We start from the raw sequence: 21469 nt of genomic DNA, 5'->3' as shown, positions 1-21469 counted from the left end.
AATGACAGCGACTTAGAGAGGTATTGTGACTTAAAAGCCGCTGAATGATTACTCTAAGCGCTAGGAAAGCAAAATCTGGCTTGCAATTCTTCTGACACTTTGACTTCAGCGATTTCTATTCTACAAACAGAAATTCAGATCAAGAAACTGTCATTCAAGCTGACTTAACGGATTATAATCGTGCGGTCCTTTGGACGCTGCTTACACATCCTTGTTCGCAAAGCTGTGTCGACACAAGAAAAAATCTAGAATGCACTTCGATCGTTCAGCTGTTCTTGAAACATTTCAAGAAGAATGAAAGCAACGGTAATTCACTCAGCTTAGAGCAAAACCCTTCAACCTGAACAAGACGACTAATGGTGCCAGGAGTACTTATGTTCCGCGTCCGACCTGGTCCCTTCGGTGACGGGATAGTCTGACAGCAACGTCTCGTTAGCTCTGTCAAAAGACGGGATTACTCCGAACATGTGATTCCAAGTATTGATGAAGATCAAGGGCCTTCCATCCACAAATGTTATTACATCAGGCATCAGGACCGCAGACCCATGTAGATTCTTCGTGTCATCAAAGGCGTGATCAGCTGCAAAAACACCCGGGAAATCTAGAGCAATTATCTTCCCATCCGAATCGAACCTGATGTAGAAACTCTCAATATCCTCAATACGGCCATATTTGAAATAGCGGTAGATATCATAAAGGAAATTGATAACCGGACACGGATAATCCTCATCGGTAAAGACTACAGTTATCTCGAGATTCATATTCTCTTCAGATAAATCCGTCAAGACTTCAACAATGCCGTTCTTAGAATCGCTTTGGGGCATTGAAAAAACCGGTAGCCCAATCTCAAATCTTGCGAACAACCCAATTGACAGTGCCAGGAAACATACCGTGAGCAATCTTCTCATATAACCTCATCCTCCATGAACAATTCTTCGCTTCTCGACTCATATTTTATACCCCATGTGCGCTCGGGTAACCACAAATATCGTGACCTTATGTTAGGCCAACTTTGGTAGCCTTTGAAGTCGACGCTCCTCGGCGCGATCGACTACCGAGGTTTCAGAATGACATTGATTGATCAAAACTCGTTGAGCAATCTCATGATTTCTCGTCTATACTGAAAGAAATCAACTGAGTTTTTTAGGAGATAATGCTTATGAATGATAATTACAAAGACGAGATTTCACAAAAAGTAGCAAGAGCATACGAACAAATCGCCAAGACTCATTGTTCATCAAAGTCTTACTCACTTGGACATATAAAGCTAAAGACGATAGAGCTCATTCATCTTATTCGCAAAACATTTTGCCCACAACTTTCACATACCCGACCCGTTAACGGGGAAGAACTACTGTTGGAGGGTTTGAATACACTAAGGGAAATGATTATTGAAATACGACCTGAACTGGGAGAAGAAGGAGCGGGGCAAGTTGTAAAGGAGTTTTTGGCTGAACTACCCTCCGTTGCCTTGACTCTGGTCACAGACGTGCGGGCCGCATACGAAGGGGACCCCGCCGCCAAATCGGTGGAAGAAATCATGATTGCTTATCCCGCCTACGAAGCGATAAGCACTTACAGGCTAGCCCACATCCTTTACAAACTGGACGTTCCGCTGATCCCCAGGATAATGACGGAGTATGCTCATCAGAAGACCGGAATAGACATTCATCCGGGCGCAGCGATCGGGAATTACTTCTTTATTGACCACGGCACTGGAGTGGTCATTGGCGAAACCTGTACAATAGGTAACCATGTCAAGATATATCAGGGTGTAACGCTTGGTGCGAAAAGCTTCGAACTCGATGAAAATGGAAATCCGATAAAGGGAATCAAACGTCATCCAGACATCGGTAACCATGTCGTGATATACGCGGGAGCGACTGTACTTGGCGGGAACACCGTTGTTGGAGACAACTGCGTGATAGGCGGCAACGTCTGGCTCGTCCATTCGCTCAAGCCGGGAGAAAAAATCTACAACAATCCATGATGCCTCTTCTGCGGACTCCATTATTTGCATTGCGTTAACGTAACAATAATGACAAGCCAGTCACCTTCGGTGGCAAGTCGCACTGCGTACGGCCAGGCTCAGCTTTCAGCTGAGTCCAGTTCCGGCTGCGGCGGGCAATGAGATTTTCTCATCGCTTCCTTCTTTTTGAATGGCACTTTCGGGAACTCCAGTATTTTAATTCATTACCAGCTTGAAGAGTCAAAGTTCTCCGGCAGATTACTGCCGTCCCTCAGTTCATCAAAAACCTTCTGCACTCTCTTCAGCCATTCCTTTCCGCCCCTCAGGTTGAGCCAATCCCCTCTGAACTCTTCTGCAAGAGTCAGCGAATCGACTCTTTTCTGACTCCTGAGGTTGCCTCTTTCTGCTTTCTCGAAATCCTTCTTATCGTTTTCTTCTTCCTCCAGCAGATACTTGATGAAGTCAGGACATTGGTGAAGAATTTTGAGAAGAATCTGTTCCGCCCTGTCTAGTTCTCTGTAGGCATAGTTCTTCAGCGCCAATACTGCAAGAGCCTTCGGATGGCCACTGTGGTTCTTAGACTCCATTGTTTTGGCCAATTCATCGAACATATTTAGTCTCCAGCACACAAGTAGTTTGCTCGCCAAGAGGTAGCCGTAATCATCCGGGCCGACAAGGGGAAAGACTTCTTCGATAACCCTCAATGCTTCCCTGTAATCCTTCCGGTCGATCAAGCTATCCACATAATGTTCGATGACTTGCAGGAGTTCTGTGTTGGATGGACTCTGTTCGACCTCTATAAGTGATGCCCATCTATCCTTTTCAACGATATCGTGGAGGACCTTTAAAGCGAGCTCGCCCTCAACGCGAAGGAGCTTCTTCAGTTCGTCAGTTTCTCTTGTGGAAAGGAAGAGAAGTGTATTCATGAACTCGAAGTTGAACCGGTACTTCTTGCAGTAAGCTACCAAGGTATCGAATGCATGATCGATATCGTTCTGACTTATCGCTGAGTTTATCAGCGTATACATCGGCACTCGTGAATACTCAAGACTGCCGGTCTTCTCGAACGAAATGAAATTAGGTTCCTTAATCGATTTCAAGTTCGAAATTACACCGTCAATCGCCGTTCTATAAGAATACTCGTCTGCCATATGTTCATAGATCACATCAAGATCACCGAATGAATCCCGAAGAAGAGATCGGATCAAAGGCGGATCTGGTTTCTCATCTGTTATCTCAAAAAACTTCTTTCTGAAGAACTCCTCGTCTTCTAAGTCGTATTTCATGCATAACAAGAGTCCCGATCGTACAACTGCGATTGTTGGCTCCAGCGCCTTCAGATATGCGACATACTCTACCACATAATCGATTGCCTCATCCTTGTCCAGGAGAGCGCTCGCAATAGCCATATTGGAAAACAGGGAAGCCTTCTTTTCTATCCCTTTCAAAATATTCTTCAATCTATCGAAAAGTTTGCTGAAATCGTTGCACACGACAACTTCGTAAAGAAAACCGTCTCTCGACTCGTAGCCGGAGGAATTCAACATAATACCGAGTTCAGAATCACTCATCGAAGCGAACATCTTATTGATAATCAGTTTTGCCCTTGCTTTCTCTTCCGTCTTTCCACCTGCAGCCATGCTAACCGGCGCCAACAAGATATCCCCAAATATAATGTGAGACAGGCTCTTGATGAACTCAGTCACCTGATCAGGATTCAGTTTTCGATTCCTTATCATAGCCAGAATCGGGAACTGCGAGCTCAAATAACTCTCAATCGACGGTAATCGAAGTCCTACTGACGAACCCATAGTATCGGGCATCGAGTATGATGCCAGCACAAAAGGAACAATCTTTCTCAAGTCTTCCCTTAAGGAGCCCTCGAACTGCTCCGAATCTAAGCTTTCGCAAATGAAAGTCGTCAATTCATTACCCCAAAGGTAAATAGGAATAAAATGCTTACTATTCATGAAATGTCTGAAAAGTGAGAGATTCTCTCTTACAAGTCCTCCAGATTCTTCGCGGTCTTTTTCTTCGAATAGGGAAAAGAATCTCTTCTTCAAGTCTCCTTCTGACTGAAAACTCTCTTCTTGACGGGGTGAAGTTTCCTCTGCCTCATTCATCGTGCGAAGAAGATCTTCCAGAAGGATCTTGGCTATCTGCTCCTTGACAACATGTGAAGTAGTCTTGTCTGAAAGCATAAGACCAGCAAGATAACCCCTGAAGAATCCGTTGCTCATTATCACTTCCAGGGGTATTTCAAGAGAGAATCCATCCTTAAGTCCCTTCGCAAGCTCGATTGCTGTGCTTCTGTCAAAGAATGACTCAAGCCCTTCGAGAGTACGATGTTCAACATAGGAATTCCTGCTCATCTCCAGTGCCTCGGCCAGGAGGGTCACTTTTGCTGTCTCTCTATCCATATACCACCTCTAGCATGTGTAGTAGAACAATATAAATTAATACATCGGACGTTTTCCAGCGTTATGCAAAGAGATGAAGAAATGTGAAAAAAAACAAATCGCTGGATGAATTGATCTATCCCAGCCCTGATAAAGCAAACTTCACTGTTAAGTAGAGTTTTTCCATGTATAGGAAAGCCCTTTTCTAACGACTGAAAATCACTGAATTGAGCTGTAGTTAATATGCTCATATTGGGAGGAAGCCTCCTTCAGAGATCTTACGAATCTCTTTTTCGAGGGAACACTTCTTTTAAATCCATTGGATTTTGATCTTCAGCACTCGGATGATTGCTCCGCATCTTAGACCTTCCTTTAGGGACAGACTCCATTATTTACATTACGGTAATATAGTTTTCCATTCAGTCAAAAAAGGTCCGCAGTCACCGGTTCTCCGTTCTCCGACAAAAACGACGAAGCCGGGGCTAAACTGACAGAGAAAGGATGAATAGGTGAGGAATACGAAGAATGGGCCAAATGTCATTTGCTATAATCTGAGATGAAGCTTAGAGACCTTTAGGTAGAGACCTTTAGGGACAGACTCCATTATTTACATTTCGGTAATATAGTTCTTCATTCAGTCAAAAAAGGTCCGCAGTCACCGGTTCTCCGTCCTCCGACAAAAAACGACGAAGCCGGGGCTAAACTGTCAGAGAACGGAGACCTTTGGGGACGTGAGGAGAATCGTCAGTCCCTATTTTCGCTCTCATCTTCTCGTGAGCGCAGCGAACGTCTTGTCCCTCGCGTAAATCTCCCGCCTCAACCTTCTGATCTTGGTTTTTCCTGTAACCTGAATACGCAGCGTTGGAACCGCTTTTCTCGTGCTGTTATGCTCTTCTCGGAGAACGGAGAACCGATGACGGTAAACCTGCCCCCAACTGAACGAAGGACCACATCACTGCAATGTAAATAACCGAGTCTAGAAAGAAAGCGTTCGCGCTTCTGTAGAAATCTTTGAAAGCGACGATGCTATAATCTGGTAGACACTTTCATCAATGATGAAAGGAGGGAGACGCATGATTATTGTTTCAAAGGAGGAATTGCTTGCCTTCAAGAAGTTAGATCTGTTGTATCAGATGAATCTTCTGCAGGAACAGTCAGTAAGACTAGAACGAAAGTACGATTGTTCTCTCGAAGAGTTTAGAAGCCTTGTCACCGATTCAGATGAGAACTATGAAATGTGGGATGACTTGATTGAATGGGAAGCATGCAATTCTGCTCTTCTGGAAGTACGCTCAATGCTGGAGAGGATCAATGCAGAAGATATTGAAGTTCGTTGAAAAGTCTTTGCTTGTCAAGGATTTCAAGGTTCACGATTTCAAAACCGGTAAGGAATTTGCATACATCAAGCTGGAAATTCTGTTCAAGGACTCTTCAAAGGTTCACCTCAGGGAATTTGTGAGTTCTACGCAGCGGAAGTATTCTTTCCATTGGATTGTAGACACTCGCATTGAGATACGTTGGGATAACTCTCCCCATCACAAAAGTATCACAACATACCCGCATCACGTTCACGTTAACCAAGATGTTTATCCTTCCGAATGCTCTGATCCTGTGAAGATATTACGGTGGATCGAGAGCTTGCTGATAAGCAAAGAAGAACTAACACCTGAAATCATCCTTCACGAAATTCGAAAACTTCGCTAAAAAACCTTGAGAACAACGTTCAAGCAGACGGTTCTTCCCAGCAACCAGCGTCTCCTTGCAAGCGTTCAACCGGCTCTTAAACGTTTGTCAATCTTTAAGTCCAAGATCCCGTACAGGCGCATTACGGGATGACAATATGAGGGAATTAGGGGATGCCCCTGAACACGAGACCCCAAACACGAGCACTTTGGGGTAGGCTAATCAGGGCAGGCTCTACGGGATGACAATTTCAGATGATTGTGCAGTTCTCTTGTAGGGGCGAACGGCCGTTCGCCCGAAAAAGGTCCTGGTTGGAATCTCTGCCTTTTACGCGAAAAAAAGACATACTATAGGAGTCGGTCAGTCTCTATTTTTGCTGTTGTCCTCTCGTGAGCGCAGCGAACATCTCAAATTCGATCTTTCTCGGCTGTTCAAGGTCTTCAGCGTACAGTAGTTGTTTGGGCGAGATCCCGTACAGGAGCACTACGGGATGACAATATGGGGGAATTAGGGGATGACCCTGAACACGAGACCCCAAACACGAGCACTTTGGGGTAGGCTAATCAGGGCAGGCTCTACGGGATGACGATTTCAGATGATTGTGCAGTTCTCTTGTAGGGGCGAACGGCCGTTCGCCCGAAAAAGGTCCTGGTTGGAATCTCTGCCTTTTACGCGAAAAAAAGACATACTATAGGAGTCGGTCAGTCCCTATTTTCGCTCTCGTCTTCTCGTGAACGCAGCGAACATCTCGAATGCGTTCTTTCTCGGCTGTTCTAGGTTTTCAGCGACCAGCGGGTCTTAGAACGCGATGCTGAAACAAGTTCAGCATGACTGAATGCAGCGTTTCCGAAATGAGCTCACATTGTCATCCCCGCGAAAAAGGGACCTTATCATATTCATAAGGAAAAAACTACTACTCAGGTGACATTCAAGTTCTCGACCACATCCTTAGTGGCAGCTAAGGATGGATGAGCATCCTGGGAGTATTCAGGATTTGTGAAAGCCTCAGGAATTATTGTATTATTTTGTTGAGTGGTATTAATTCCTTTGGCATTGAGGAACAAGGTTTCATCGTATTCTTTCATCTTTGACAACATGGAGAATGCGATTTTGAGGATGATGTTCCCCAGTGCTCTGAGGGCATGACCGTAAGTCTTGCCCTCTTTTCTCTTTCTTTTGTAGTAGTTTCTTGCCCATCCACAAGTCTTCAGAGAAGCGAAAGCTGCGATGTGAATCATGTTTCTTAGGTCTTTGTCGCATTTCTTTCTCATCAGCATTATTGACTTTCTGCCACTTTGAAAGAGGAAGGGAATAGTTCCAGCGTATTTCTGCATCTCCTGGTAGCTTCTGAAATCATGTGTGAGATAGGCCTTTACTATGTATGAGCCTATTACAGCCTTCACACCTGGAATAGAAAGAATGATCCTGTATGGACTATTCTCTAGGGTCTCTCCCATCTCTCCCCTTAATCTTTCTTGTTCCTCTCTCAAGGTGAGAATTTGATTTGCCAGGAACATTATGAGATTCCCCTCACATGATGTATCGCCCCAAGAGATCCCTTCGCTTCTTATCCTGTCAAGCTTCTTTCTCAAGATACTAGTCATTCTGTAGTTCTCTTTGTTCAGGATCTTCCTAAGCTCTTCGTTCGAAACTTTCTTAAATTCAGTTATCGTAGGGCAGATGCTAAGAATCCTCAAGGAGGTATTTGATCTGTACTGCTTATCCATAATGTGCAAGTATTCCGGGAAATACCTCAGTAGGACTGAATACAATCTGTTGCACTGTTGACTATGAATTTTGGATACAATGCTGTACATAGTCACCAGTTTAGTGATCTTTGCTCCGACTCCTGAATATCTTGCCTTGAGACAGTAAGAGGGATGTTCCTTGAAGGTAAGAGCAATCGCCTTGGCATCTAGACTATCGCTCTTTGCCCCGGAGCTAAAATGATACTTCCTGGCTTCTTTGGATCTACAAGGAGGTAAGACATACACCTCTCTCTTGTTAGTGAGAAGGTAGTCTCCTATCCTGTTGTTGCTTCTTCGATCACGAAAACTGCCTCTGGATAATCGTTCAGCAGTCTTTCATAACCTTTAACAGAGTCTGGGATCTTGAAACTCTTATCAGCCTTGAGGTCATAGCAAGTATGGGAGTCAGCTGACCAGTCAATACCTACGATCATACCGCTTTGCTCTTTCATCTCACCAACACCTCGCAATAAATGGATTAGCAGTCTACGAGTACCGATTTCCCTGTTGTAGCGTTCCTGAGGATCTTTCCCCGGATGAACTTATCATTGAACCTGAAGTACTCCCAGGAAGAAAGCAAGTGCTGTCCCTACGTAGCTCTTCCTTCATAAGGAAGGCTGATAGACATGAAGTCTCTACCTTCTCCCTGACTGCCACCATCATTGTAGTTAAATCATTCCTTAGAATTCAAGTCATAGCTTATATATCTACAACAGACCATAGGAGCCGGTCAGTCCCTATTTTTCGCTCGCAGCGATTAGCGATCAGCGTAAAGCGGGTCTTTGATGGGAGATCCCGTATAGGAGCACTACGGGATGACAGCAAGGGGGAATCACGGGATGGCACCCTTAAACGTCATCCTGACAATGCTCCTGGTCAGGATCCCTATCCCTCGCGAAAAAGGGACAGACCACACGATCCGGTCAGTCCCTATTTTCGCTTACAGCGATTAGCGTTCAGCGAAAAGCGAGTCTTTGATGGGAGATCCCGTACAGGAGCATTACGGGATGACAGGCCTCTGTCAAAGGCTCGGACAGACTTTTCTATCTCTTTATAAGCGAGTTATGAATGAGTGGACATCTTCCATTTGCTGACGATTTTTGGTATTATCGTGAGAGTTACTATGGCTCCGGTAAGCATTCCGATCGCAAGCAGAAGTCCGAGTCCAGAGAAGAGTCTCAACGGTGCAAACAGGAGCGAGGCGAATCCCGCAGCGAGAGCTATCGTGTTTGAGAGTATCGCTGGTCTGACTTCCTCTCTCGCCCTGTAGATGTCTTTGGTGTCCATGAATCTGTTGATCAAATGGATTGCGTAATCTATTGTCATTCCCAGAAGTACTCCAGCAACGATTGCTGTAGAGATTTCTAGCTTTATGCCCAGTATCGACATATAAGAGAAGTTGAAGAATACCGACAGGGCTATCGGAAGAACCGACACAAGTGCCAGCTTGAAAGACCTGAAAACGATAATAAGCAGCAGAGTGATGACTACTAAGGCCCAGATAATTGTGGTGACCTGACTGCTAAGTATCTCGTTATTAACACCGGATATGATTAACAGTGGCGACGCTACGTATGGAGAATACTGTGGATAGTCCTCCAGTATTTCTTTTAGCTCGTTTTCTAAACGCTGTGAGTTAACCGCATCGGTATTGGGAGTCTTTACCAGCAACCGTATTGAATTCCCAACCATATATTGCTCGACGGGCAGATCGCCGTTGCGAGCCGCTATCTGAAGTATCGGAAGCGGAATACCGAAAGCGCTTGAAACATCCATTATAGATGAAACTCCCCTGACCTCTTCGAGCTCGTTTATTTCGACAATGAGCTTAGACAAGACCGAAGCATCGGCGCCCGTAAAGAGGCCGTTCTTATTCAGGATAACGTAAAAGGGCATGTTCCAACCGAACTCCTCTTTTATCGTCTCGGCAGATTTGACGATCGACGAGCTCTTCTTGAAGTAATCGTACTGGTCGAAGTTCCGATCGATTTTCGAAATCAGAAAAGGCGAGACGACTGCAAAGACGAGTATTACTACGAGCACCACTGTGTCGATGTTCTTTGCGACTTCTCGTGTTGGAGCCCTAAGCCTTAACTTTCTTTTTACCGCAGGCAGATCGACGAAAACGAGCACGGCGGGAAGCGCTATGAGTACGAGCACCGAACTCACCATTATCCCGAGAGAGACCATTATCCCCAGTTGCCGGAAAGCTTCTAGACTGCTAACTAAAAATGTAAGAAAACCTACGGCCGTTGTAAGCGCCGAGAGAAAAACTGGTATCAGCTCCTCGCGCACGGTCCGCTTAAGCGCACTGCTCCTTTCGAGAAATCTCCTGTTTGTGATGTACCTATCTATGAAGTGCAGCCCATAAGACGATGAGATTATAATTATGAAAAGGCCCGCAGTTGAAGTCAGAATGTTTATATTCAAACCTATCATCACGCCGAAGCCGTAGGTCCAAACAGCCGCGACAATGGAAAGAATCGAGGGAATGATTGCCGCCCGCACACTTCCGAGCCTCAGGAAGTAGATGAAGCAGATTAATCCGAAGAGGATGGGGGGATATACTACCAGAAGCGATAATATGGAACCATAAAGTTCTTCATCGATAATAGGCTCCCCACTGGCGTAGAACTCCATTCCCTCAAAAGATTCACCCGCAGTTTCCAGGATCGCATTCACATCGGCATTCTCAGTTACGTTTATTGGAATCAGCGCGACTTCACCGTTCTCGTCAAGAAGGTTATCGAGGTAGAGCGGGTTTTGCAGTATCTCGCGCGCGTTCTCCTTCGCAACTCCGTTCTCAAAATAAGGCTCGACATTCGTCCCGCCGATCAAACTGACCTTCGCAGCATCCTGATAAGAGTTGTAACTGACTACTCCCTCGATCATAGAGAGCTTCTGGAGGAAATCGTAAATCCTGAGTGAGTTCTCTTCCTCGAAAAGACCGTCCGTCTTGACCACAATAATAATCTGCTTTTCCCTCCCGAATAGATCCTCCATCATTCTCATGTTTTCTCTAGAGGGAGATTTCTCTGGGAGAAGGAATTCGCTGGAAACGTTTATTTCAACTCTAAGAATGAAGAGCCCCATCACTACCGTAACGACGGCAAACAAGGCTATTATAAAGATAGAGATCCTTCGATTTATCATAGTGGATTGCCCCCTTTACAAAATTTTACTACTATTTCTTGGAAAGTAATGTATATGTACAGTAAAAGATGTTGATAGTTCAGCAGTTAAACTGTTATAATTATCTCGTTGGAGGTGTGGAATGACTGTAAGAACCAAAGAGTTAGGCCCGGACAAGATACTGGAAGCGGTGTTCGACCTTGTAAGGAACTTCACGAAGTTCTTTTCCTTAAACGTTGAGGCCGAAGAGATGAAGACAATAGAGCTCTACATTCTTTTGTTCGTTGCACTGAAGGGGCCCCAGAGCATGTCCTCACTTGCAAAGGAATACTCGATGACAAAGAGCAATGTCACCGTCCTCGTTGACGATATGGAGAGCAAAGGCTATCTCGCCCGTATCCGTTCTGAAGAAGACAGAAGGGTCATCATGATTACACTTACTGAACGCGGTAAGGCTTTCTTTGAAAGCTTTTTAAAGAACTTCTCCAGACTTATCTCAACGTTTATAAGAAAAGTCGGTGCGGAAGACCTGGCGATAATCACTGACGGATTTGAAAGAATAACCCGGATTGTTATAGACGAAGAACTAGTCAGTTCCGATGAAGGGGGCAAACCTGATAAGTCATGATACTGGTAACCGGTTCCACCGGACACGTTGGTAACGTTCTCGTCAGAGAGCTTGTCAGCAGAGGTGAAAGCGTGAGGGCAGTTGCTCTCCCTGGAGAAGATACCTCTATGATAGAGCTGGAGGGTGTAACTGTCCTCCGAGGCGATGTCCGCGACAGAGACTTTGTGATAGAAGCCTGCGAAGGAATCGACACGGTCTATCATTTGGCGGCGCTCATATCCATTATGCCTACAGATAAAAAGCGGGTTCAAAGTGTAAATGTCGGCGGCACAGAAAACGTAATCCGCGCATGCAAGAAGCAGAAAGTCGAAAGGATGATCTACACAAGCTCGATACATGCCTTTACTGAGCTTGAACCGGGTAGCGTGATAGATGAAAACGTCCCATTCAACCCAGCGCGTACTAGCGGCGTCTACGGTAAATCCAAGGCAGAAGCCGTGCTGAATGTATTGACGGCCGCCAGAGAAGGCCTGAACGCCGTTGTACTCTGCCCGACAGGGATCATAGGGCCATTCGATTACAAGCTTTCAGAGATGGGCAACATGATAAGGCTCTTCGCCTCCGGTAGGCTTAGAGTTGGCGTCGACGGATCCTTCGATTTCGTAGATGTCCGTGATGTCGTCCATTCTGAAATAGAGGCCTCCGTGAAGGCAAAGCCAGGCGAAGTCTACATTATCGGCGGAGAGAGCGTCTCGATACAGGAGCTTACGGACATCCTTCACCAGATAACAGGCAAAAAGAGAATCGGCACCTTCTTGAAAAGCACTAGCGCCTATGTGCTTTCGGCCTTTAGTACACTCTATTACATGATCTCAAAAACGAAGGCCTGTTTCACTCCGTATACGGTCCACACACTCACCAGGAATTACAAGTATTCTCACGAAAAAGCCTCGAAAGTATTGGGCCACAATCCAAGGAGAGTCTCGGAATCCCTGAGGGACGCCGTCGAATGGCTATCCGGATACGGCACGATCAAACTGCAATCATAGCTAGACTCTCACCGTCCGATGTAAACCCTTTTCATCTGGCAAGTGGCAATCTAACTAAAATAGAATCACGCAGCTCATTCGGAAAAAAATGTCTGTGAATATCATTTGCAGCATCCATTAACATCTCATACTTAACGTCTTTCAGCCTCTCGATCAAAAAGCCGTTAGACGCTGAAGGCCTTGAACAGCCGAGAAAGATCGTATTTGAGACGTTCGTTGCGCTCACGAGAAGGAGAGAGTGAAAAGGGACTGACCGGGTCCTGTGGTCTGTCCCTTTTTCGCGGGGATGACAGTGTGAGGTCACTTCGGAAACGCCGCATTCAGTCATGCTGAACTTGTTTCAGCATCCCGTTCTAAGAACCGCTATGCGCTTAAGTACGAAGACCCGCTAATCGCTGTAAGCGAAAATAGAGACTGACCGACTCCTATAGTATGTCTTTTTTTCGCGTAAAAGGCAGAGCTTCCAACCAGGACCTTTTTCGGGCGAACGGCCGTTCGCCCCTACAAGAGAACTGCACAATCATCTGAAATTGTCATCCCGTAAAGCCTGCCCTGATTAGCCTACCCAAAGTGCTCGTGTTTGGGGTCTCTGTACAGGGGTCTTGCACGGGATCTCGCTCTTTCTAAACCCAAGATCCGGGTTTTCGTTCTTGTCGGTGGACGGTTTACCGTTTACCTCATAGGCTTGCTGCGAAGCTGCATCACTTCCTCGCGGCAGCGAGGCTCAGTTCCCCGGATATTTGACTCCACGGAGCGAATCGGAGCCTACGTAAAAAATAGCTAAACTTTTTTTATACCTTGCGTGCTGCAATTGGCAAAATGGTACTTGAATCTGCATTTATTAAGCTAGGAGCAAAATCCTGGCTCTGAAACAAAGAACTGATTGCTGAACGCAAGAAACAAAGCTCATGCTAGGTAAATGCCTAATCTTGATCGAGCCTAACTAAAGTCTTCGCTACATCGAATAGCTCTTTGTTTTTCGCTTCCAGAAATTCTTTCACTTCTTTCCACGTCAAGACTGCTCCAAATGGATCGGGGGAGGCCTCCACATCATCGAAAAAAGTTACAGCCCTTATTATATGGTAAAGATCAACTTCTCTACCATACTTCTTGATAAAAGCTTGAAGTACTTTCTTCGAGGGCTCTCTCTTCAGGATTTCCGCGAGATCGAAATAATCCTTCTTCTCTGCTCTTGCTGCGATAGCGCTAAGCTTCATGGCGGCGATATCGATTACCGATGCCACATCCAGTGACTTATACTTCTCCAAAGGTTCAACTAGCGCATAATGGTATTCAAAGGAGCTTGCTCGGACACCCTCAATCTCAGCTTCAAGGTTACCTGTCTGAATCCTCACATTCTCCACTGAAACACCAAACTGCTTCAAATACTCGAGAAGCACTTCAGGCCTGTAAGACTCAGCTGAGAAGAAATCCAGATCGAAACTCACACGGTGTTCATAGTGCATAGCCAGAGCTGTATCGCCTGCAAGGTAAAAATTCGGCAGTTTATTTTGAAGAGTATCTAGAAGATTTACCGTCTGAGATGAAAGTCTTCCGGTTCTAAGCATCTAGTTATCTCCGATCTAGGAATACTTAGAATAAGACCCCAGAAATTGGCGGTCGCCCTCCCGATTATCCTGCTTCTCTTGACAACCTCAGCAATCTCTTCAGAATCATATTCAGAAAGAAGACTTACAACATCCTCCATCGTCCCATATTCCAGAATCCTCGAGATAATGAAGAACTTGTCCTTCTCCTTGTCCATTTTTTTGATATCCACATCCCAGAAACACGTGCTCCTTAGCTTCAGAGCCATATACTTCACCTTATCAATTTTATCATTTGAAGCCTGGCATACCTTGCTTCTTATGAATAGCCTCTGACCGTTATACACGAAGAACCCATTCACCTTAACGTCAAAAGCAGGTCGCTTTGCCATCTGAACCTCTTTCAGCATTTCTATTCTCTTTCATTGCTAGTCATTGAAAGACAAACACAGGGGCTAACTAGTTCCTTGGGTCACATTTTCGGTGTACAATTGTCAGATGATATAATAATACTAATATAGTAATATTATGAAAGGTGATTATATGGAATTAGTTAAAGCGGGAAGAAGTAGACAGGTCACGATACCAAAACAGATATTCGACTCTCTTGGATTGAAGGAAGGCGACTATGTACAGGTCGAAGTGGAAGAAGGAAGAATTGTTCTTACGCCTGTTGCAGTGATCAACAAGGAGAGGGCAAAGTCAGATTTTTTTCAGTTAGTTCAGAGAGTGAGAACCAATGCTGAGTCTTTGACTGAAGAGGAAATTGAAGAAGAAATCCGCGAAGCATTAGAGGAGTCAAGAAGAGATAAGTGAGTCAAAGAAATGGAAAGAGTCGTACTTGACACCAATGTTCTAATATCTGCGATCATATCTAGCAAGGGTTCTCCTGCAAAAATCCTTGATCTCTGGAGAGAGGGCGCTTTTGATCTAGTTTTTTCTGAAGAGACTCTTCAGGAGCTTATTAATGTCCTGTCGCGTCGTAGAATGTTCCGCATCACCGGAATCAATGAAGATGAGTTAAACAGATTAGTATCTTACTTGAGGAATAGCTCGATAGTAGTTGACTCATCTGAAGATATCTCAATCGCCATCGAAGACCCTGATGATACCAAGTTCATTTCATGCGCGGTTCAGGCAGGCGCAAAATACATTGTATCTGGAGATCATCACCTGCTTGATGTCGAGAAATTCGAAGGAACTGCAATAGTTACGCCCGCGGAATTTCTTAGAACATTCGCGTCCTTTCAAAATGATTCATAAGCAAATGGCAGGCACAACAATTTTGGTCATTCAAACAGAAAGAATGAGACAATCAGTCTCATGACTCTGCGCTTCAACATAGTCTCCCATTGGTTATTACAAGATGCGCTTGTTAAGTAAGGCTGATTGCTCTGAAGACAACGTTGTCCGTCAACGGTCCACCGTCCTTCGAGAGGATCAAAACGGGATCCCAAAACAAGTTCGGGATGACAATGTTAGGTCACTTCGGAAATGTCGCGAGGCGCAGGGATCCTGACCAGGAGCGTTGTCAGGATGACGTGAAGGGAAAGTCTGCCCCTAAATCCAGTCACTTTGTCATCCCGCAGCGCTCCTGTGCGGGATCTCTCCCAAAGAACTGCTGTACGCTTAAGAACCGAAACCCGCTGAACGCTGTCAAGACAATGTTGTCCGTCAACGGTCCTCCGTCCACCGAGAGGATCAAAACGGGATCCCGATCAAAGAAGCGCTGAACGCTGCGAGCGAAAAATAGGGACTGACCGACTCCTATAGTATGTTTTTTTCGCGTAAAAGGCAGAGGTTCCAACCAGGACCTTTTTCGGGCGAACGGCCGTTCGCCCCTACAAGAGAACTGCACAATCATCTGAAATTGTCATGCTGAACCTGTTTCAGCATCCCGTTCTAAGAACCGCTACGCGCTTAAGTACGAAGACCCGCTAATCGCTGTAAGCGAAAATAGAGACTGACCGACTCCTATAGTATGTCTTTTTTCCGCGTAAAAGGCAGAGATTCCAACCAGGACCTTTTTCGGGCGAACGGCCGTTCGCCCCTACAAGAGAACTCCACAATCATCTGAAATTGTCATCTCGTAGAGCCTGCCCTGAAAACGACCTGTTCAAGACTCTCCAACTGTCATCCCGCAGTGCTCCTGTACGGGATCTTCCTTTTCCAGACTCTGCACGGATCTCGCTTCTGCCAGGCCCTATAAATCACTTCTTAGAAGCCGAAAATCTAGTTTGTTCCACAAAGTTTACGACTTCTATTTTTTTCGTCATAAACACATCTATACTTTTACTGTAGAATATATTTCGTGTACGAAATATTCGAAGTCTAAGTATTCGTATGCGAAAGTTCGAATGATGTGCATAGAAGGTGGTTTTGTTGGAGGAAAGCTCTAGAATACAAGAGATGCTTACGCTTGTCAAGAGGATAATGTCGGTTGTAAAGCAGAATTTCGAAAGTGATTTCAAAAAGATGGGCGTGACCCAATCACAGATTCTTGTTATGAGAGTGCTGAACCATTATGGCGATATGAAGGTAAGCGACATAAGTAAAGAACTCGATCTTTCAAATAGCACGGTGTCTGGGATAATCGACAGGCTCGTCGAAAAGAAGATCGTCCAAAGAAAGAGAAGTGAAGAAGATAGGCGAATCGTGATGATAAGTCTTGCGGACGAGTACCGCCAACCAGTTAAGAAAGGCCTCAATGCCTTTGCGCAAAAGATGAGAAAAGCATTGTCAACCATGACAGAAGAAGACGTTGAGTCCATCATTCGAGGGCTCGAAAAGCTGGAGAAGATACTTGAAGAGTCGCAAGAACCCAGAGAGAGGGGACGAAGCCGATGCTCAAGCTGATTCGGTACCTTAAACCCTACACTGTCTTCATCATTGTCGCGGTGGCGCTGCTCTTCGTTCAGGCGATGGCGGAATTGGCTCTTCCAGATTACATGTCGAATATCGTAAATGTCGGAATCCAGCAGGGCGGTATCGAAGACGCAGTCCCGGAGGCCATTAGCAAAGAGGCTTTTGATAACGTCTCGCTGTTCATGAGCGGAGAAGATAGGCAAAAAGTTCTGAGCCACTACGATCTCATAACCAAAGACTCCGCCACTTACGAAGAAAACCTCAAGAAGTACCCTGCGTTGGAGAGCAAAGATGTCTATGTCCTAAAACCCGGTGAGATTGAAGACCGGCAGGCCCTCAGTCTGATCTTCGGTAAGGCCCTCATGGCTTACTCCGGAGTCAAGAACGGCATGACTGGGTCAAACGGTAGCTTCGCGCCTCCTGAGGGTTTCAAGATCCCCGAGGGGGCAAACGTATTCCTCCTTATGAGGCTGATGCCCGAGGCTCAGAGGCTTGAAATGCTAAATCAGATCGACAGCATGGTCGAAGTCATGGGTGAAAACGTCGTGAGCCAGTCGGCTGCTCTTGTCGTGAAGGAAATCTACGAAGAGCTTGGCGTGGACACTACTAAGCTGCAGAGCGACTACGTGCTTAGCACGGGCTTGGTCATGGTTCTCGTGACTCTGCTGAGCACGCTGTCGACAATCATGGTTGCCTTCATCGCTTCGAAGATAGCAGCCGCCTCGGCCAGAAGGATGAGAAGAGACGTTTTCGAGAAGGTCGAGAACTTCTCAAACTCTGAATTTGCCAGGTTTTCTACGGCTTCGCTCATCACTAGAACAACAAACGATATAACTCAGATCCAGCTCGTGATTGTTCTCATAATCAGAATGGCTTTCTACGCCCCGATCATCGGTGTCGGAGGAATCATAAGGGCTCTTGAGAAGAGTACTTCCATGTCCTGGATCATTGCACTTGCCGTCATCATAATGCTTGGCCTGATTGGAATCGTGTTCGCCATAGCTTTGCCGAAATTCAAGAAGATACAAAAGCTTATAGACAGGCTGAACCTGGTTACAAGGGAACATCTTTCCGGTCTCATGGTCGTCAGGGCTTTCAATGCCCAGGAGTTTGAAGAAGAGAGATTCGACGCCGTGAACAAGGACTTGACAAGAACCGATCTCTTTGTTCACCGGGTGATGGTAGTGATGATGCCGGCCATGATGTTTGTGATGAACGGTACTATGCTGCTCATCGTCTGGGTGGGCGCACACCAGATAGAGGCCTCAACTATGCAGGTCGGAGATATGATGGCCTATATCCAGTACGCCATGTTGATCATATTCGCCTTTCTCATGTTTACAATGATGTTCATAATGATCCCAAGGGCCTCTGTCTCAGCTGCCAGAGTCTCCGAGATCCTCGAAGTCGACCCCCAGATAAAAGACCCTAAAAACCCGAAGAAATTTGGTAGTGATTTCAAGGGAACTGTCGAATTCAAGAACGTCTGCTACCGCTTCCCTGGTGCCGAGAAAAACATCTTGAACGACATAAGCTTCACGGCCCTGCCGGGACAGACCACTGCGATCATAGGCTCGACCGGCTCGGGGAAATCTACGCTTCTGAACATGATACCGAGGTTCTACGATGTCTGTGGCGGTCAAGTGCTGGTAGACGGAATTGACATCCGGGAAGTAAATCAACATGAGCTTAGAGAAAAGATAGGCTACGTCCCCCAGAAGGGCATCCTCTTCAGCGGAACTATTGAATCGAACCTCAGATACGCCAATGAGAATGCCTCTGATGAAGAAATCAAAAGGGCTGCCGAGATCGCACAGGCCCTCGAATTCATAAGGGCGAAGGAAGAAGGGTTTGACTCGCCCATATCCCAGGGCGGGACAAACGTGTCTGGAGGCCAGAAGCAGAGACTCTCCATAGCCAGGGCGCTTCTGAAGAGGCCGAAGATACTCCTCTTCGATGATAGCTTCTCGGCCCTCGACTTTAAGACGGACGCGGCGCTCAGGAGAAAGCTCAAAAGGGAAACGGGGGACAGCACGATGATAATTGTTGGCCAGAGAATTGCGACGATAAAGAACGCCGATCAGATACTCGTTCTTGACGAGGGCAATCTTGTTGGAATCGGCAAACACCACGAACTGATGAAAAGCTGTCAGATTTACAGAGAAATTGCACAATCACAGCTTTCAGAGGCGGAATTAGCATGAGCAAGGATAGTAGAGTACACGGAAGAGGCCATCAAGGTCGTCACGGCGGTCCAATGGGCCCCGGTATGATGCGCGGAGGAGAGAAGGCCAAAGATTTTCGAGGGACATTGAGGAAACTCTTTCAATATCTTAGGAAGTACCAGATCCTGATAATCGTAGTGCTCTGTTTTGCGGCGGCCGGCGCCCTCTTCTCCATAATGGGGCCGAAGATACTCGGGACGGTGACAACTGAAGTATTCGAGGGAATCATGGCCAAAATCACCGGGACCGGCGAAGGAATAAACTTCGAATCGATCGCTAGAACAATGCTTATTCTTCTCGGACTGTACGTGCTCAGCGCCCTGTTTATGTACATCCAGGGATGGATAATGTCGGGTATATCCGCGAAGGTCACATACAAATTCAGGCAGGAAATCTCCCAGAAGATAAACAGGCTTCCCCTGAAATACTTTGACAAGAGTTCCCAGGGAGACGTCCTGTCAAGGGTAACAAACGACGTCGACACCATAAGTAGAACGCTAAACCAGAGTCTGAGCCAGATCATAACATCCGTCACGACAGTTGTCGGCGTCACCATAATGATGTTCTCGATAAGCTGGCAGCTAACACTTATAGCCTTGCTAATGCTACCTGTTTCTATGGGGCTCATCACCTTTGTGGTCAGGCTTTCCCAGAGATACTTCAAGAAGCAGCAACAGTACCTCGGAAAGGTAAACGGCCACATTGAGGAGATGTACGGAGGCCACGTCGTTGTAAAGGCTTTCAACGGAGAGGAAAAAAGCATACAAACCTTCGACAAGCTCAACGCCGAATTATACGACTCCGCCTGGAAATCACAGTTTCTCTCCGGCATGATGATGCCCATAATGACATTCGTGGGAAACCTTGGATACGTCCTCATAACCATAGTAGGCGGCTGGTTTGCCGTCAGAAAGATGATCACAGTCGGCGACATCCAGGCCTTTATACAGTACGTAAGGTCGTTCACTCAGCCCATCGCGCAAATCGCAAATATCATGAACGTCTTCCAGCAGACGGCAGCTGCAGCGGAGAGAGTCTTCGAATTCCTGGAAGAAGAAGAGGAAGTTGCCGAGACTTCCGATCCTGTCAGAGGAGTCGATCATCACGGCCATGTCGAGTTCAAGAACGTCAGATTTGGCTACGACCCGGAAAAGATAATCATAAAAGATTTCTCCTGCGAAGTTGACAAGGGCCACAACATTGCCATCGTCGGCCCCACGGGAGCGGGGAAGACGACCATAGTCAAACTCCTGATGCGCTTCTATGATGTCAACTCCGGAGAGATACTTCTGGACGGACATAACATAAAAGAATACACCCGACACGACCTGAGGGAAAACTTCGGAATGGTCCTCCAAGACACCTGGCTTTACAACGCCAGTGTCTGGGACAACATCAAATACGGAAGGCTCGACGCAACCGATGAAGAAGTTCTTGCAGCGGCTAAGGCGGCTCATGTCGACTCCTTTATCCATACCCTCCCGGACGGATACAACCTCGTACTGAACGAAGAGCAGACAAACATCTCGCAGGGTCAAAAGCAGCTAATAACCATTGCCCGGGCAATACTGGCAGATCCGAAAGTTCTTATACTAGACGAAGCGACCAGTTCAGTCGACACAAGAACGGAAGCCCTTATACAGAAAGCCATGGCAAACTTGATGAAAGACAGGACCAGCTTCATCATAGCCCACAGACTTTCAACGATAAGAGATGCCGATCTCATACTCGTAATGAACGAAGGCGACATCGTTGAACAGGGAACTCACGAAGAACTACTTGAGCGAGGCGGCTTCTATGCAGAACTTTACGCGAGTCAGTTTGAAAGCGACTTCGTGGAGGCCGTATAAGCAAGAGAAAGACAAAATCGCAACATTAACGAATATGGCGGGCCTTAAGCCCGCCTTTTTCTATCTTCACGAGAAAATAGGGACTGACAAATCTCTTAATGTCTGTACGCGATTTTTGCTAGAGAACTCCACATCCTGTCATGAACTTCGTTCAGCATCCCGTTCTAAGAACCGCTCTGTGCTTAAGTACGAAGACCGCTAATCGCTGTAAGCGAAAAAAGGGACTGACCGGATCCTGTGGTCTGTCCCTTTTTCGCGAGGGACAGGGATCCTGACCAGGAGCATTGTCAGGATGACGTTTAGGGGTGTCATCCCGTGATTCCCCCATGCTGTCATTCCGTGAAGTTCGCCCTGAATCCACTCACTTTGTCATCCCGCAGCGCTCCTGTGCGGGATCTCCCATCAAAAAGCCGACGGACGCTTAGGAACAAGAA

At 46.2% G+C, this 21469-nt stretch carries 17 protein-coding genes; 10 read left to right on the top strand and 7 right to left on the bottom strand.

Annotation, left to right across the window (positions count from 1 at the left end; genetic code table 11):
• Window positions 1-353 precede the first annotated feature (353 nt).
• A complete protein-coding gene (locus THEBA_RS05745) occupies window positions 354-908 on the bottom strand; it encodes a hypothetical protein (RefSeq protein WP_014730826.1) in 555 nt (184 codons plus the stop codon).
• A 251-nt stretch (window positions 909-1159) separates the two neighbouring features.
• Here THEBA_RS05745 and THEBA_RS05740 point away from each other — a divergent pair, with 251 nt between their 5' ends.
• Window positions 1160-1990 carry a serine O-acetyltransferase gene (locus THEBA_RS05740; RefSeq protein ID WP_014730825.1) on the top strand — a complete coding sequence of 277 codons (831 nt, stop codon included), beginning with the start codon at window positions 1160-1162 and terminating at the stop codon, window positions 1988-1990.
• A 203-nt stretch (window positions 1991-2193) separates the two neighbouring features.
• Here THEBA_RS05740 and THEBA_RS05735 read toward each other — a convergent pair whose 3' ends face one another.
• Window positions 2194-4389 carry a hypothetical protein gene (locus THEBA_RS05735; protein ID WP_014730824.1) on the bottom strand — a complete coding sequence of 732 codons (2196 nt, stop codon included), beginning with the start codon at window positions 4387-4389 and terminating at the stop codon, window positions 2194-2196.
• Window positions 4390-5441: 1052 nt separating this feature from the next.
• Here THEBA_RS05735 and THEBA_RS05730 point away from each other — a divergent pair.
• Both THEBA_RS05730 and THEBA_RS14660 read left to right on the top strand, forming a co-directional pair.
• Window positions 5442-5705, top strand: a complete 264-nt coding sequence (locus THEBA_RS05730) for a hypothetical protein (protein WP_014730822.1) — start codon at window positions 5442-5444, stop codon at window positions 5703-5705.
• Window positions 5680-6072 carry a toxin-antitoxin system TumE family protein gene (locus tag THEBA_RS14660; protein ID WP_014730821.1) on the top strand — a complete coding sequence of 131 codons (393 nt, stop codon included), beginning with the start codon at window positions 5680-5682 and terminating at the stop codon, window positions 6070-6072. Before THEBA_RS05730 ends, THEBA_RS14660 begins: the two co-directional genes overlap by 26 nt.
• An 896-nt stretch (window positions 6073-6968) precedes the next feature.
• On the opposite strand, the gene THEBA_RS05720 is transcribed toward THEBA_RS14660, so the two are convergent.
• From THEBA_RS05720 to THEBA_RS05715, 3 genes are all read right to left on the bottom strand, one after another.
• Window positions 6969-8045, bottom strand: a complete 1077-nt coding sequence (locus THEBA_RS05720) for a transposase (protein WP_236609216.1) — start codon at window positions 8043-8045, stop codon at window positions 6969-6971.
• Between the two features lie 29 nt (window positions 8046-8074).
• Complete coding sequence (locus tag THEBA_RS14655) at window positions 8075-8251, bottom strand: IS110 family transposase (protein WP_236609215.1); 177 nt, start codon at window positions 8249-8251, stop codon at window positions 8075-8077.
• Window positions 8252-8861: 610 nt separating this feature from the next.
• Complete coding sequence (locus THEBA_RS05715) at window positions 8862-10952, bottom strand: efflux RND transporter permease subunit (protein ID WP_014730819.1); 2091 nt, start codon at window positions 10950-10952, stop codon at window positions 8862-8864.
• Between the two features lie 121 nt (window positions 10953-11073).
• Between THEBA_RS05715 and THEBA_RS05710 the strand changes: the two genes are divergently transcribed.
• Complete coding sequence (locus THEBA_RS05710) at window positions 11074-11559, top strand: MarR family winged helix-turn-helix transcriptional regulator (RefSeq protein ID WP_006486323.1); 486 nt, start codon at window positions 11074-11076, stop codon at window positions 11557-11559.
• A complete protein-coding gene (locus tag THEBA_RS05705) occupies window positions 11556-12548 on the top strand; it encodes an SDR family oxidoreductase (RefSeq protein ID WP_014730818.1) in 993 nt (330 codons plus the stop codon). Before THEBA_RS05710 ends, THEBA_RS05705 begins: the two co-directional genes overlap by 4 nt.
• A gap of 923 nt (window positions 12549-13471) precedes the next feature.
• Here THEBA_RS05705 and THEBA_RS05700 read toward each other — a convergent pair.
• Together THEBA_RS05700 and THEBA_RS05695 are read right to left on the bottom strand one after the other, a co-directional pair.
• Window positions 13472-14116, bottom strand: coding sequence for a nucleotidyl transferase AbiEii/AbiGii toxin family protein (locus THEBA_RS05700; protein WP_014730817.1), 645 nt, complete (start codon window positions 14114-14116; stop codon window positions 13472-13474).
• Window positions 14080-14487: a DUF6922 domain-containing protein gene (locus THEBA_RS05695; protein ID WP_014730816.1), complete on the bottom strand. Its 408-nt coding sequence runs from the start codon at window positions 14485-14487 to the stop codon at window positions 14080-14082. Before THEBA_RS05695 ends, THEBA_RS05700 begins: the two co-directional genes overlap by 37 nt.
• Before the next feature lie 151 nt (window positions 14488-14638).
• Between THEBA_RS05695 and THEBA_RS05690 the strand changes: the two genes are divergently transcribed.
• From THEBA_RS05690 to THEBA_RS05665, 5 genes are all read left to right on the top strand, one after another.
• Complete coding sequence (locus THEBA_RS05690) at window positions 14639-14911, top strand: AbrB/MazE/SpoVT family DNA-binding domain-containing protein (RefSeq protein ID WP_006486317.1); 273 nt, start codon at window positions 14639-14641, stop codon at window positions 14909-14911.
• Window positions 14912-14920: 9 nt separating this feature from the next.
• Window positions 14921-15358 carry a putative toxin-antitoxin system toxin component, PIN family gene (locus THEBA_RS05685; RefSeq protein WP_014730815.1) on the top strand — a complete coding sequence of 146 codons (438 nt, stop codon included), beginning with the start codon at window positions 14921-14923 and terminating at the stop codon, window positions 15356-15358.
• A gap of 1119 nt (window positions 15359-16477) precedes the next feature.
• Window positions 16478-16951: a MarR family winged helix-turn-helix transcriptional regulator gene (locus THEBA_RS05675; RefSeq protein ID WP_014730814.1), complete on the top strand. Its 474-nt coding sequence runs from the start codon at window positions 16478-16480 to the stop codon at window positions 16949-16951.
• Window positions 16939-19164 (top strand): ABC transporter ATP-binding protein, encoded by a 2226-nt coding sequence (locus THEBA_RS05670; protein WP_014730813.1) that lies wholly within the window; start codon window positions 16939-16941, stop codon window positions 19162-19164. Before THEBA_RS05675 ends, THEBA_RS05670 begins: the two co-directional genes overlap by 13 nt.
• A complete protein-coding gene (locus THEBA_RS05665; RefSeq protein ID WP_014730812.1) occupies window positions 19161-21035 on the top strand; it encodes an ABC transporter ATP-binding protein in 1875 nt (624 codons plus the stop codon). Before THEBA_RS05670 ends, THEBA_RS05665 begins: the two co-directional genes overlap by 4 nt.
• The last annotated feature ends 434 nt before the right edge of the window (window positions 21036-21469 follow it).

The organism is Mesotoga prima MesG1.Ag.4.2 (assembly GCF_000147715.2).
Lineage (GTDB): Bacteria > Thermotogota > Thermotogae > Petrotogales > Kosmotogaceae > Mesotoga > Mesotoga prima.
Note: the sequence above shows the minus strand (reverse complement) of the source record. Positions and strands in the feature narration are given on the sequence as shown.

What these genes read in the sequence shown, in the direction of transcription:
- THEBA_RS05745 (WP_014730826.1), bottom strand. Translation starts at nt 908, where the DNA reads ATGAGAAGATTGCTCACGGTATGTTTCCTGGCACTGTCAATTGGGTTG.
- THEBA_RS05740 (WP_014730825.1), top strand. Translation starts at nt 1,160, where the DNA reads ATGAATGATAATTACAAAGACGAGATTTCACAAAAAGTAGCAAGAGCA.
- THEBA_RS05735 (WP_014730824.1), bottom strand. Translation starts at nt 4,389, where the DNA reads ATGGATAGAGAGACAGCAAAAGTGACCCTCCTGGCCGAGGCACTGGAG.
- THEBA_RS05730 (WP_014730822.1), top strand. Translation starts at nt 5,442, where the DNA reads ATGATTATTGTTTCAAAGGAGGAATTGCTTGCCTTCAAGAAGTTAGAT.
- THEBA_RS14660 (WP_014730821.1), top strand. Translation starts at nt 5,680, where the DNA reads ATGCAGAAGATATTGAAGTTCGTTGAAAAGTCTTTGCTTGTCAAGGAT.
- THEBA_RS14655 (WP_236609215.1), bottom strand. Translation starts at nt 8,251, where the DNA reads ATGAAAGAGCAAAGCGGTATGATCGTAGGTATTGACTGGTCAGCTGAC.
- THEBA_RS05715 (WP_014730819.1), bottom strand. Translation starts at nt 10,952, where the DNA reads ATGATAAATCGAAGGATCTCTATCTTTATAATAGCCTTGTTTGCCGTC.
- THEBA_RS05710 (WP_006486323.1), top strand. Translation starts at nt 11,074, where the DNA reads ATGACTGTAAGAACCAAAGAGTTAGGCCCGGACAAGATACTGGAAGCG.
- THEBA_RS05705 (WP_014730818.1), top strand. Translation starts at nt 11,556, where the DNA reads ATGATACTGGTAACCGGTTCCACCGGACACGTTGGTAACGTTCTCGTC.
- THEBA_RS05700 (WP_014730817.1), bottom strand. Translation starts at nt 14,116, where the DNA reads ATGCTTAGAACCGGAAGACTTTCATCTCAGACGGTAAATCTTCTAGAT.
- THEBA_RS05695 (WP_014730816.1), bottom strand. Translation starts at nt 14,487, where the DNA reads ATGGCAAAGCGACCTGCTTTTGACGTTAAGGTGAATGGGTTCTTCGTG.
- THEBA_RS05690 (WP_006486317.1), top strand. Translation starts at nt 14,639, where the DNA reads ATGGAATTAGTTAAAGCGGGAAGAAGTAGACAGGTCACGATACCAAAA.
- THEBA_RS05685 (WP_014730815.1), top strand. Translation starts at nt 14,921, where the DNA reads ATGGAAAGAGTCGTACTTGACACCAATGTTCTAATATCTGCGATCATA.
- THEBA_RS05670 (WP_014730813.1), top strand. Translation starts at nt 16,939, where the DNA reads ATGCTCAAGCTGATTCGGTACCTTAAACCCTACACTGTCTTCATCATT.
- THEBA_RS05665 (WP_014730812.1), top strand. Translation starts at nt 19,161, where the DNA reads ATGAGCAAGGATAGTAGAGTACACGGAAGAGGCCATCAAGGTCGTCAC.